General features: G+C 72.0%; 11 protein-coding genes. 9 read left to right on the forward strand and 2 right to left on the reverse strand.

Translation table 11 applies throughout. The features are described from left to right. The first annotated feature begins 38 nt into the window (after positions 1 to 38). From ASG88_RS11195 to ASG88_RS11230, 8 genes are all read left to right on the forward strand, one after another. Positions 39 to 1,022 carry a Rossmann-like and DUF2520 domain-containing protein gene (locus tag ASG88_RS11195; protein WP_082600297.1) on the forward strand — a complete coding sequence of 328 codons (984 nt, stop codon included), beginning with the start codon at positions 39 to 41 and terminating at the stop codon, positions 1,020 to 1,022. Next, complete coding sequence (panC, locus tag ASG88_RS11200) at positions 1,019 to 1,939, forward strand: pantoate--beta-alanine ligase (RefSeq protein ID WP_056887521.1); 921 nt, start codon at positions 1,019 to 1,021, stop codon at positions 1,937 to 1,939. Before ASG88_RS11195 ends, panC begins: the two co-directional genes overlap by 4 nt. Next, positions 1,939 to 2,355: an aspartate 1-decarboxylase gene (gene panD / locus ASG88_RS11205; protein ID WP_056887522.1), complete on the forward strand. Its 417-nt coding sequence runs from the start codon at positions 1,939 to 1,941 to the stop codon at positions 2,353 to 2,355. Before panC ends, panD begins: the two co-directional genes overlap by 1 nt. 9 nt (positions 2,356 to 2,364) lie before the next feature. Continuing rightward, positions 2,365 to 4,053 (forward strand): L-aspartate oxidase, encoded by a 1,689-nt coding sequence (locus ASG88_RS11210; protein ID WP_056887523.1) that lies wholly within the window; start codon positions 2,365 to 2,367, stop codon positions 4,051 to 4,053. Next, a complete protein-coding gene (nadC, locus tag ASG88_RS11215; protein WP_056887524.1) occupies positions 4,050 to 4,970 on the forward strand; it encodes a carboxylating nicotinate-nucleotide diphosphorylase in 921 nt (306 codons plus the stop codon). The genes ASG88_RS11210 and nadC overlap by 4 nt, the downstream gene beginning before the upstream one ends. Before the next feature lies 1 nt (position 4,971). Beyond that, positions 4,972 to 5,745: a type III pantothenate kinase gene (locus tag ASG88_RS11220; RefSeq protein WP_056887525.1), complete on the forward strand. Its 774-nt coding sequence runs from the start codon at positions 4,972 to 4,974 to the stop codon at positions 5,743 to 5,745. Between the two features lie 130 nt (positions 5,746 to 5,875). Then, complete coding sequence (locus ASG88_RS11225) at positions 5,876 to 6,211, forward strand: histone-like nucleoid-structuring protein Lsr2 (RefSeq protein ID WP_056887833.1); 336 nt, start codon at positions 5,876 to 5,878, stop codon at positions 6,209 to 6,211. Between the two features lie 333 nt (positions 6,212 to 6,544). Continuing rightward, positions 6,545 to 9,145, forward strand: a complete 2,601-nt coding sequence (locus tag ASG88_RS11230) for an ATP-dependent Clp protease ATP-binding subunit (protein WP_056887526.1) — start codon at positions 6,545 to 6,547, stop codon at positions 9,143 to 9,145. A 294-nt stretch (positions 9,146 to 9,439) separates the two neighbouring features. On the opposite strand, the gene ASG88_RS11235 is transcribed toward ASG88_RS11230, so the two are convergent. Then, positions 9,440 to 10,306, reverse strand: a complete 867-nt coding sequence (locus tag ASG88_RS11235) for an A/G-specific adenine glycosylase (protein ID WP_056887834.1) — start codon at positions 10,304 to 10,306, stop codon at positions 9,440 to 9,442. An 81-nt stretch (positions 10,307 to 10,387) separates the two neighbouring features. Here ASG88_RS11235 and ASG88_RS11240 point away from each other — a divergent pair, with 81 nt between their 5' ends. Continuing rightward, positions 10,388 to 11,194 carry a hypothetical protein gene (locus tag ASG88_RS11240; protein ID WP_157559691.1) on the forward strand — a complete coding sequence of 269 codons (807 nt, stop codon included), beginning with the start codon at positions 10,388 to 10,390 and terminating at the stop codon, positions 11,192 to 11,194. 216 nt (positions 11,195 to 11,410) lie between these two features. Here ASG88_RS11240 and disA read toward each other — a convergent pair whose 3' ends face one another. Then, positions 11,411 to 12,493, reverse strand: a complete 1,083-nt coding sequence (gene disA, locus ASG88_RS11245; RefSeq protein WP_056887528.1) for a DNA integrity scanning diadenylate cyclase DisA — start codon at positions 12,491 to 12,493, stop codon at positions 11,411 to 11,413. Positions 12,494 to 12,507 lie beyond the last annotated feature (14 nt).

Raw genomic sequence — 12,507 nt, forward strand, 5'->3', positions numbered from 1 at the left:
CGGGGGGCAGCGGGACTGAAACGAGAGGTTCGCACCAGATGACCCAGCCCAGCACGGGCCTGCGGGTCGGCGCCATCGGCGCCGGTCGCGTCGGCGCGACCCTGTCCGCCGCCCTCGGCCGCGCGGGCCACGAGATCGTGGCCGTCGCCGGCGAATCCGACGCCTCCCGCCGGCGCAGCGCCGCACTGCTTCCCGGCGTGCCCCTCGCGAAGCCCTCCGACGTCGCCCGGTCCTGCGACCTCCTGCTGCTCACCGTCCCCGACGACATGCTCCCCAACGTGGTCGCGATGCTGAGCGCGTCCGGCGCGATCCGGGAGGGGCAGTACGTCGTGCACACCTCCGGTCGCCACGGCCTCGCCGTCCTCGAGCCGGCCGCCGCCGTCGGTGCGCGCGTCATCGCGCTGCACCCGGCGATGACCTTCACCGGCACCGAGGTCGACCTGCCCCGCCTTGCGGGCTGCGTCTTCGGTGTCACCGCCGGCGACGCCGAGCGTGAGCTCACCGAGCGGCTCGTCGCCGACCTCGGCGGTCGCACCATGTGGGTGCCCGAGGACCGCCGCACGCTCTACCACGCGGGTCTCGCCCATGGCGCCAACCACCTGGTCACCCTCGTGACACAGGCGATGGAGCTGCTCTCCCAGGCCATGGACGTCACCAGTGACGGCAGCGACGCCGTCAGCCCCGCCGACACCCTGCGCCCGCTGCTCACCGCGGCCCTCGACAACGCCCTCGCGCAGGGCGACTCCGCCCTCACCGGGCCGATCGTCCGCGGCGACGTCGAGACCGTGCGTGCCCACCTCGCCGACATCGCGGCGACCGCCCCGCACACGCTCCCGTCGTACGTCGCGATGGCCCGCGCGACCCTCGAGCGCGTCGTCCTCGACGGTCGGGTGCTGCCCATCCGTGCGGCCAAGCTGGCCTCGGTCCTCGACGCCGCGGAGGTCCCGACCCCGCTCGACCAGCAGGGCCCGCTCGACCACCAGGGCGCTCCGGCGGCCCGGCCGAGGTCCTCACGTCGATGACCGCTACTCCCGTCCTCGCGTCCACCCGCGAGGAGCTGAGGTCCTGGCGCGCGCAGCGGCCCGGCCGCGTCGCCCTGGTGCCGACCATGGGTGCCCTGCACGAGGGGCACGCCAGCCTGATGCGCACCGCGCGCGAGCACGCCGACACCGTGGTGGTGAGCGTGTTCGTCAACCCGCTCCAGTTCGGTGAGGGTGAGGACCTCGACCGCTACCCGCGCACCCTCGACGCCGACCTCGAGGTCTGTGCGGCCGAGGGCGTCGACGTGGTCTTCGCGCCGTCCGTGGACGAGGTCTACCCCCACGGCGTGCGCAGCGAGCGGGGCGTCACCGTCGACCCCGGCCGGCTCGGCGAAATCCTCGACGGCGAGAGCCGACCCGGTCACTTCACCGGGGTGCTCACCGTCGTCGCCAAGCTGCTCGGCCTGGTGCAGCCCGACGTCGCGGTCTTCGGCCAGAAGGACTACCAGCAGCTCGCGCTGATCACCCGGATGGTCGGCGACCTCTGCCTGCCGGTCGAGGTCGTGGGCGCCGAGACCGTCCGCGAGGCCGACGGCCTCGCCCTCTCCAGCCGCAACCGCTACCTCGACGCCGACCAGCGGACCGCCGCGGTCGCGCTCAGCCGCGCGCTGCGGGCGGCGCAGGAGCGGGCGTCGTACGGCGTCCCCTCGGCGCGCTGGGCGGCGATGCGGGTCCTCAAGGCGGAGCCGACCGTCGAGCTCGACTACCTCGCGCTCACCGGCGTCGACCTCGGCGAGCCGCCGGCGCACGGCGAGGGCCGGATCCTGGTGGCCGCCCGCGTCGGCACCACCCGGCTCATCGACAACATGCCCATCGTCTTCGACACCCTCCCGCAGGCGGGCACCCCCACCGGGGGCCCGACCACCCAGAGCAGTGCCGTTCGAGAAGGGAGCAGCTGATGCTGCGCACGATGATGAAGTCCAAGATCCACCGGGCCACCGTCACCCAGGCGGACCTCCACTACGTCGGCTCGGTGACCGTGGACGAGGACCTCCTCGACGCCGCCGACCTGCTCGTGGGCGAGCTCGTCCACATCGTCGACGTCACCAACGGCGCCCGGCTGGAGACCTACACGATCGCCGGCGAGCGCGGTTCGGGCGTGATCGGCATCAACGGTGCCGCGGCCCGCCTGGTGCACCCCGGTGACACCGTCATCCTCATCGCCTACGCGCAGGTCGAGGACGCCGAGGCCCGCGAGCTCACGCCCTCGGTGGTGTTCGTGGACGCGGACAACAAGGTGATGGCCACCGGCTACGACCCCGCCGAGACCTTCGGGGACCCGTCGCTGACCCGCGGCGACGTCCTGTCCCGCTAGCCTGCGCTGATGCAGTCGACGTCCACGGTGACGCTTCCCCAGCGCCTGCGGGCGCCCGACCCGGGCTGGACCACCCGGGCCGACGTCGTGGTGATCGGCTCCGGCATCGCCGGGCTGACCGCCGCGCTGCGCATCCACGCCGAGGACAGCTCGCTGTCGCTGCTCGTCGTCACCAAGGACGTCCTCAACGCCGGCTCCACCCAGTGGGCCCAGGGCGGCATCGCGGCCGCGCTCGGGCCCGGCGACACCCCCGAGCAGCACCTGCACGACACCCTGGTCGCCGGCGCGGGTGCCTGCGACGAGGAGGCGGTCCGGGTGCTGGTGACGGAGGGGCCCGACGCCGTCCGCGAGCTGATCGACCTGGGCACCGTCTTCGACCACCACCCCGACGGCGAGCTGTCGCTGACCCGTGAGGGCGGCCACCACCGCGACCGCATCGCCCATGCCGGCGGCGACGCCACCGGCGCCGAGATCCAGCGGGCCCTCATCGCGGCCGTCGAGCGGGCACCGGCCATCGAGGTCATCCAGCACGCCCTGGCCGTCGACCTGCTCCGCTCCGACGACGGCGGCGTCGCCGGGGTCACCCTGCACGTGCTCGGCGAGGGCCAGCGCGACGGGGTCGGGGCCGTGCACTGCCGGGCGGTCGTGCTGGCCTCCGGCGGCCTCGGCCAGGTCTTCTCCCAGTCGACCAACCCGAGCGTCTCGACCGGTGACGGGATGGCCCTGGCGCTGCGGGCCGGAGCGACCCTGCGCGACCTCGAGTTCGTCCAGTTCCACCCCACGGTGATGTACCTCGGGCCCGACTCGCAGGGACAGCAGCCGCTGATCTCCGAGGCGGTCCGCGGCGAGGGGGCCTTCCTCGTCGACTGGGAGTGCGCCCGCTTCATGCAGGGACAGCACGAGCTCGCCGACCTCGCGCCTCGCGACGTGGTCGCCAAGGCGATCACCCGACGGATGATCGAGTCCGGCCGGCCGCACATGTGGCTCGACGCCCGTCACCTCGGGGCCGCCTTCTGGGAGCGCCGGTTCCCCACGATCCTGGCCGTCTGCCGCGAGCACGGCATCGACCCGGTGACCGACCTGATCCCGGTCGCCCCGGCCCAGCACTACGCCTCCGGCGGGGTCGCCACCGACCTGGACGGCCGCTCCGACGTCCCCGGCCTCTACGCCACCGGGGAGGTGGCCTGCTCCGGCGTCCACGGCGCCAACCGGCTGGCCTCCAACTCGCTGCTGGAGGGGCTCGTCTTCTCCCGGCGGATCGCCGCGGTCCTGCCCGGCGAGCTCCGCCCCTGGGCCGACCCGGTCACCGCCGACCCGCGTCCCGACGGGCTCGTCGCCGGGGACCGCCGCCGTCCGCTGCAAGAGCTGATGACGACCCGGGTCGGCGTGCTCCGCTCGGCCGACGGCATCGGAGCCGCCCTCGACGGGTTGTCCGGTCTGGGCGTCGACGGCCGCGACGTCCCCGGCGTCGACGGGTGGGAGACGACCAACCTGCTCTCCCTCAGCACCGCCCTGGCCGGTGCCGCGCTGCTCCGCGAGGAGACCCGCGGCTCCCACTGGCGCGAGGACTTCCCCGAGCGCGACGACGTCGCGTGGGCCGGGCACGTCGACAGCCGCCTCGTCGACGGCGTGCTCCGCCAGGACTTCGTCGCCGCCCCCTCGACCGACCCGTCCACCCCCACCGCGGAGCAGCGATGACCCCCACGCCGTACGACGCCCTCCCGCCGGAGCTGCTCGCCGAGGTCCGCGACGCGGGGCTCGACCCCGAGCAGGTCTACGCCGACATCGCCCGCGCCCTCGCCGAGGACCTCCCCGACGGTGCGGACGACACGACGAGCGTCGCGACGATCCCGGCCGACGCCACCGGCCGCGCCGACTGGGCGGCCCGCGAGCCCGGGGTCGTGGCCGGTCTCGCGCTCGCCGCGATGGTCTTCCACTACGTCATGGGCGACGCGGTCACGATCACCGGCCGGGTCCCCGACGGCACCCACGTGGATGCGGGCGACGTGGTGCTGCACGTCGCCGGCCCGACCCGCGGCCTGCTCACCGCCGAGCGGACCGCCCTCAACTTCGCGAGCCACCTCTCCGGGGTCGCCACCGCCACCAGCCGCTGGGTCGCGGTCCTCGAGGGCACCGGGGCCAGGGTCCTCGACACCCGCAAGACGATGCCGGGCTGGCGGGCGCTGCAGAAGTACGCCGTGCGCTGCGGCGGTGGCGTCAACCACCGCTTCAGCCTGGCCGACAAGGCGATGATCAAGGACAACCACGTCATCGCGGCCGGGGGAGTGGTGCCGGCCATCGAGGCCGTGCGGGCGGCGTACCCCGGACTCCCGATCATCAGCGAGGTCACCGACCTCGACCAGCTGCGGGCCCTGCTCGACGTCGGGGCGGAGTGGGTCCTGCTCGACAACATGGACGACGCGACGATGGCCGAGGCGGTCCGGATCACCGGCGGTCGGGCGATCCTCGAGGCGTCCGGCGGCCTCACCCTCGAGCGTGCCCGCTCGGTCGCCGAGACGGGCGTCGACTACATCTCGGTGGGGGCCCTGACGCACAGCGTGGTGGTCTTCGACCTCGGCATGGACCTCGTCGACGACAGCGCCACGGACTCCTGAGATGACGCTCCTCGCGGCCGACATCGGCAACAGCCACACCTTCCTCGGCCTCTTCGACGGCGAGGAGGTGGCCCACCACTGGCGGGTGGCCACCGACGAGCGGCGTACGTCGGACGAGTGGGCCGTCCTGGTGCGGGGGCTGCTCGCGGACGTGGACGCCACCGGGATCAGCGGCATCTCGGTGTGCGCGACCGTCCCGGCGGTGCTGCACGAGTGGCGCGACATGATGGCCCGCCACTTCCCGCAGGCGCACAGCGTCGTCGTCGAGCCCGGCGTGCGCACCGGGGTCCCGGTCCTGATGGACAACCCGCGCGAGGTGGGTGCCGACCGCATCATCAACGCTCTCGCCGCAGCGACGCTGTACGGCGGCCCGGCGATCGTCGTGGACTTCGGGACCGCGACGACCTTCGACGTGGTGAGCGGTGCCGGCCAGTACATCGGTGGCGCCATCGCCCCCGGCATCGAGATCTCGCTGGAGGCCCTGGGTCGCCGTGGCGCCCAGCTGCGCAAGGTGGAGCTGGCCCGGCCCCGCTCGGTCATTGCCAAGAACACCGTCGAGGCACTGCAGAGCGGCATGATCTTCGGCGTCGCCGCGCAGGTCGAGGGCATCGTCGACCGGATGATCGCCGAGCTCGGCGTCGCGGTCGCCGACGTCACCGTCATCGCGACCGGTCACCTCGCGACGCTGCTGCTCGACGAGTGCGACTGCTTCACCGAGCACGCCCCGTGGCTCACGCTCCAGGGACTGCGCCTCGTCTATGAGCGCAACTCCTGAATTTCTCTGCCTTCCGGCAATAGCCAATGGTCAATACCATTTGGCGCGGCTATTTGCTTTTGTGAATTGCGCGCGAGTACCTTCCTGACACCCCCGAGTAGTAATGCTCGTCTTCTGGAAGAAGGAAAACGTGGCACAAAAGGTCAACATCATCCTGGTCGACGACCTCGACGGCTCAGAGGCCACCGAGACCGTCTCGTTCGGCCTCGACGGCGCGTCGTACGAGATCGACCTCAACGACGGCAACGCCGCCGCGCTGCGTGAGGCCCTGAGCGGCTACGTCGGCCACGCGCGCAAGGTCACCGGTGGCGCCCGCCGCGGTCGCCGTACCGGCTCCGCCGCCTCGTCGTCCGGCGCCTCCAACACCAAGGACGTCCGCGAATGGGCCAAGTCCCAGGGCATGGACGTCTCCGAGCGCGGACGCATCTCCGCCGACGTCCAGCAGGCGTACGACGCCGCGCACTGAATTCGCTTCCCACTCGGCGCCGCATTCCCGTCCGGGAGTGCGGCGCCGTGTCATTGATTCCTTGACAATTCACCCATGCTCGTCGGCCATTGCTCTTTTCCGGTCGCGGTTGCACTGCCTGTGTGATTCCCGCCCGGCCGTCGCGCCCGGGCCGGCACGTTGCGACCGGTGTGGACGAAGGGTGGACGTCGGTCGCCTCGCGGGTGTTCGCTGAGAGCGGACGCCTCCGCTGCGCGACCGGGAACACGTAGGGTGGAGTCGGGCGTTGAGCCCACTGTCCGCCCACCGTCTGACGGTGGTCTCGCGGACGCACAGACGGAGCAAGGAGCGCACATGTTCGAGCGGTTCACCGACCGAGCCCGGCGAGTTGTCGTGCTGGCCCAGGAAGAGGCCCGCATGCTCTCCCACAACTACATCGGCACCGAGCACATCCTGCTCGGGCTGATCCACGAGGGCGAAGGCGTCGCGGCCAAGGCGCTGGAGTCCCTCGACATCTCCCTGGAGGCAGTGCGCGCCCAGGTCGAGGAGATCATCGGCCAGGGCCAGCAGGCCCCGTCCGGCCACATCCCCTTCACGCCACGCGCCAAGAAGGTGCTCGAGCTGTCGTTGCGCGAGGCGCTCCAGCTCGGCCACTCCTACATCGGCACCGAGCACATCCTGCTCGGGCTGATCCGCGAGGGCGAGGGCGTGGCCGCCCAGGTCCTCCAGAAGCTCGGCGCCGACCTCAACCGGGTCCGCCAGCAGGTCATCCAGCTGCTCAGCGGCTTCCAGGGCAAGGAGTCGGCCGCGTCCGGCGCGGCCACCGGCGGCTCGTCCTCCGAGGCGCCGTCGAGCTCGCTGGTCCTCGACCAGTTCGGCCGCAACCTGACCCAGGCCGCCCGCGAGGGCAAGCTCGACCCGGTCATCGGGCGCGAGCAGGAGATCGAGCGCGTCATGCAGATCCTGTCGCGCCGCACGAAGAACAACCCCGTCCTCATCGGCGAGCCCGGCGTCGGCAAGACGACCATCGTCGAGGGCCTGGCCCAGGACATCGTCAAGGGCAACGTGCCCGAGACGCTCAAGGACAAGCAGATCTACACCCTCGACCTCGGTGCGCTGGTCGCGGGCTCGCGCTACCGCGGTGACTTCGAGGAGCGCCTCAAGAAGGTCCTCAAGGAGATCCGCACCCGCGGCGACATCGTGCTCTTCATCGACGAGATCCACACCCTCGTCGGTGCCGGTGCGGCCGAGGGCGCCATCGATGCGGCCTCGATCCTCAAGCCGATGCTGGCCCGTGGTGAGCTCCAGACCATCGGTGCCACCACGCTCGACGAGTACCGCAAGTACCTCGAGAAGGACGCCGCCCTCGAGCGCCGCTTCCAGCCCATCCAGGTGCAGGAGCCCTCGATCGCGCACACCATCGAGATGCTCAAGGGCCTGCGTGACCGCTACGAGGCGCACCACCGGGTGACCATCACCGACGAGGCGCTCGTCTCGGCCGCGACCCTGGCCGACCGCTACATCTCGGACCGGTTCCTGCCGGACAAGGCGATCGACCTCATCGACGAGGCGGGCTCGCGCCTGCGCATCCGTCGCATGACGGCCCCGGCCGACCTGCGTGAGTACGACGACAAGATCGCCGACGTGCGCCAGCGCAAGGAGGCCGCGATCGACGGCCAGGACTTCGAGGCCGCCGCGCGCCTGCGTGACGAGGAGAAGCAGCTGATCGCCCGCAAGTCCGAGCGCGAGTCGCAGTGGCGCTCGGGCGACATGGACGAGGTCGCGGAGGTCGACGAGGAGCTCATCGCCGAGGTGCTCGCCGTGGCGACCGGCATCCCGATCGTCAAGCTCTCCGAGGCGGAGTCGACGCGCCTGCTCAACATGGAGGACGAGCTCCACAAGCGCGTGATCGGCCAGGAGGAGGCCGTCAAGGCACTCTCCCGCGCCATCCGTCGTACGCGTGCCGGACTCAAGGACCCCAAGCGTCCCGGCGGGTCGTTCATCTTCGCCGGGCCCTCGGGCGTCGGCAAGACGTGGCTGTCCAAGACGCTCGCCGACTTCCTGTTCGGCGACGAGGACTCGCTCATCCAGCTCGACATGAGCGAGTTCGGCGAGAAGCACACCGTGTCGCGACTCTTCGGCTCGCCTCCCGGCTACGTCGGCTACGAGGAGGGCGGCCAGCTCACCGAGAAGGTCCGGCGCAAGCCGTTCTCGGTGGTGCTGTTCGACGAGGTCGAGAAGGCCCACCCGGACATCTTCAACAGCCTGCTGCAGATCCTCGAGGAAGGTCGCCTGACCGACTCGCAGGGCCGGGTGGTCGACTTCAAGAACACCGTCATCATCATGACCACCAACCTCGGCACCCGCGACATCGCCAAGGGCGTCAACCTCGGCTTCCAGCAGTCGGGCGAGGCCGGGTCCTACGACCGGATGAAGAGCAAGGTCTCCGAGGAGCTCAAGCAGCACTTCAAGCCCGAGTTCCTCAACCGTGTCGACGAGATCATCGTGTTCCCGCCGCTGTCGCAGGAGCAGATCGTCTCGATGGTCGACAACATGATCGCGGGCGTCGAGCTCCGGCTCAAGGACCGCGACATGCAGCTCGAGCTGACCCAGCCGGCCAAGAACCTGCTGGCCCAGCGGGGCTTCGACCCGGTGCTGGGTGCGCGGCCGCTGCGTCGCACGATCCAGCGCGAGATCGAGGACGTGATGGCCGAGAAGATGCTCTTCGGCGAGATCGGCCCCGGTCAGATCGTGCTGGTCGACGTCGAGGGCGAGGGTCCGTCCGCGACCTTCACCTTCCAGGGCCAGAAGGTCTCGGCGCTGCCCGACCTGCCGCCGTTCGAGACCGCCGACGTGGGCGCCGAGTCGCTCGACATCGCGGTCCCGGTCGAGGGCGAGGGTCCCGACGACTCCGACGGGCCGACCGACGTCCCCCGGGCCACCGGCCCCGAGTGACGGTCGACTGACACCGCACCACCACAGGAGCCCCCGGCGCATCCGCGCCGGGGGCTCCCATGCGTCCTGGATCTTGTGGTTCGGCGCCTCCGCCTGGGTAGTCTCGCGGGCCCCCGCTGGGTAGTTGGGGACGAGTTGGTCGCTGGAACGGGCCTCTCACCTACCAGTTCGTCCCCGACTACCCCAGGGCCGGCTCCTCGCTGGGGTAGTCCCCGACGAACGGACCCCGGGTCGGGCCTCTGAGAGGTCCGATCGTCACGGACTACCCCGGTAGTCGACTACCCAGGGAGTCGACTACCCAGGGAGGGCGTAGCCGCCGTCGACGACAGCGACGAGGCCGTCCTCGACGAGCCCGGCCAGGCAGCGCTCCCGCTGCTCGGCGCCGGGCCACACCGCCTCGATCGCGGCCGGCCGGACCGTGCCGTCGGCCTCGCGCAGCACGGCCATGATCCGGCCGCGGCACTGGCGGTCGGTGCCTGCCCACGCCTGCCCGCGCCGCGGGGGACCGTCGTACGCCGGCCGGCCGGCCGCCAGCCACGCGCACCGGTCGGCGACCGGGCAGGCGCCGCAGCGCGGGTCGCGGGCGGTGCAGACGAGGGCGCCCAGCTCCATGACGGCTACGGCCCAGGTGGCGGCCGTGTCCTCGTCCTCGGGCAGCAGGTCGGTGGCTAGGTCGCGCTCCGCGCGGGTGACGGACGCGCCGGGGAACTCGACCCCCGACACCACCCGCGCCAGCACCCGCCTCACGTTGGTGTCGAGCACGACGTGCCGGCGGCCGAAGGCGAAGCTCGCCACCGCGGCGGCGGTGTAGTCGCCCACCCCGGGCAGCGCGATCAGCTCGTCGTACGCCGCGGGCACCTCGCCGTCGTGGCGCTCCACGAGGGCCACTGCCGCGGCGTGCAGCCGCAACGCCCGACGCGGGTAGCCGAGGCGACCCCACATCCGGACCGCCTCGCCGGTCGGCTCCGCGGCGAGTGCCGCCGGTGTGGGCCAGCGCTCCATCCAGGCGTCGTGGACCGGCAGCACCCGCACGACCGGGGTCTGCTGGAGCATGAGCTCGGAGACCAGCACCGACCAGGCGGACGCCTCCGGCCGACGCCACGGCAGGTCGCGCGCGTGGGCGTCGTACCAGTCGAGGATCGGCGCGTGCAGGTCGGTCATCGCGGTGATCGTACGCACGGATCCTCGGGGGCCCGGTGTGGCACCACCCCGCGCGCCCACGCTGCTCCTAGGGTCGGGGTCATGCCGTCCTCGCGCCCTGCCCCTCCGATGGCACCGCGTGGTCCCCTGCCCGCTCGCGTCTACTGGTTCCGTCGCCTCGTGGTGCTCGGGGTGGCCGTGCTGCTGGTCGCGGGCCTGGCCCGCCTCCTCGGCGGCTCGAGCGACGCGTCGTCCGACGAGGACCCCCAGGCGACCACCGCCGGCGCGACGACGAGCACGAGCGCCGACCCAGGCGAGACCGCCGAGACCCAGGCGCCGACCGTCCCGACGGACAAGCCGAGACGCAAGAAGAAGCAGACCCCGACCGAGCCTCCGCTCGCCGAGCCCGTGGGCACCTGCGAGAACGGCGACATCGTCGCCACCCCCACCATCACCGAGGCACCCGGCGGCAGTGACGTCCCGATCACGCTCAACCTGCGCACCCGGGTCACCGCCGCCTGCACCTGGACTGTGTCGCCGGACACGCTGACCGTCAGCATCACCTCGGGCACCGACTCCATCTGGTCGAGCCGCGAGTGCCCGGCGGCGATCGTGCCCCAGGAGGTCGTGGTGCGCCAGGCCGTCGATGCGCCGGTCGTCATCACCTGGAACGCCAAGCGCTCCGACGACGAGTGCTCCGCCTTCACCGAGTGGGCGATGCCCGGGTTCTACCACGTGGAGGCGGCGGCCCTGGCGGGCGAGCCGACCGACGTGCAGTTCGAGCTGGTGCGCCCCGCCAGCGAGGTGATCACCAAGACGGTGACGCCGAAGCCCCAGAAGGGCAAGACCAAGCAGCAGGACAGCACCCACCAGCCCGGTGAGGACGGCGAGGGCAACTCCGCGGGGTGACGTGGGATCACCGGGCGCCCGGTGATCCCGTGGGTTCGGCTGCGCTGCAGCGCACGCCAACCCACTGGAGTGCGCGCCAACCTCGGGTCGACCGCCAAACCCACGCAGGGCCTCGGCGATCTCGACGCGTCCTCCACGACGTCGTCCCTCGCTCGCGGGGCTTGCTCGATCTGGCCGCGCCCAGGCAGGACGCGCGAGCGCGTCCTGCTGCGTGACTCAGATGTATCGCTCGGTGATGCTCGACTCCGCCAGCCGGGAGAGCCCCTCGCGCACGCTGCGGGCCCGCAGCTCGCCGACGCCCTCGACGGCCTGGAGGTCGTCGATGCCCGCGGAGAGCAGCTGCTGGAGACCGCCGAAGTGCTCGACGAGCCGGTCGACCACGGAGCCCGGCAGGCGCGGCACCTTGGCCAGCAGTCGGTAGCCTCGCGGTGCGACCGCGCCGTCGAGGTGCTCGCCGGTGCCGAGGCCGAGGACGGCCGCGACCGCGCCCGGGTCGACGAGCTCGGTGGGGGAGAGCGTGGAGAGGTCGCCGAGGATCACCGACGCCTCGACCTTGCGGCGCTTGCCGGCGGGGAGGTAGTCGCGGACCACCAGCTCGCGCTCGGCGTCGACGCCGGTGATGAGCTCCTCGAGCTGGAGTGACAGCAGCCGGCCGTCGGTGCCGAGCTCGAGGACGTAGTCGTCGATCTCGCGGGCGATCCGGGTGACCATCTCGAGTCGCTGGGCCACGACGGCGACGTCGCGGACGGTCACGAGGTCCTCGATCTCGAGGGCCGACAGGGTCGCGGACACCTCGTCGAGGCGCAGCTTGTAGCGCTCCAGCGTCGCGAGCGCCTGATTGGCACGGGACAGGATCTTGCCGGAGTCCTCGAGCACGTGGCGGATGTCGCCGACGTAGGCGGCGATGATCTGCATCGACTGCGACACCGAGATGACCGGGTGGCCGGTCTGCTTGGCCACCCGCTCGGCGGTGCGGTGCCGGGTGCCGGTCTCCTCCGAGGGGATCGACTGGTCGGGCATGAGGTGGACCGCGGCCCGCGAGATCCGGGTGACGTCGCGGTCGACGATGATGGCGCCGTCCATCTTGGCCAGCTCACGCAGGCCGGTGGCGGTGAACGGCACGTCGAGGGTGAAGCCACCGGTGGCCAGCGACTCGACCATCTTGTCCTGGCCGAGCACGATGAGGGCGCCGGTGCGGCCGCGGAGGATGCGCTCCAGGCCGTCTCGCAGGGCGGTGCCGGGCGCGATCATCGCCAGGGTGGCGCGCAGGCGCAGCACGTCGTCCGAACGCTCGGGCACGGTGGTCCTCTCTG

It is taken from the genome of Nocardioides sp. Soil777 (genome assembly GCF_001428425.1).
GTDB lineage: Bacteria > Actinomycetota > Actinomycetes > Propionibacteriales > Nocardioidaceae > Nocardioides > Nocardioides terrigena.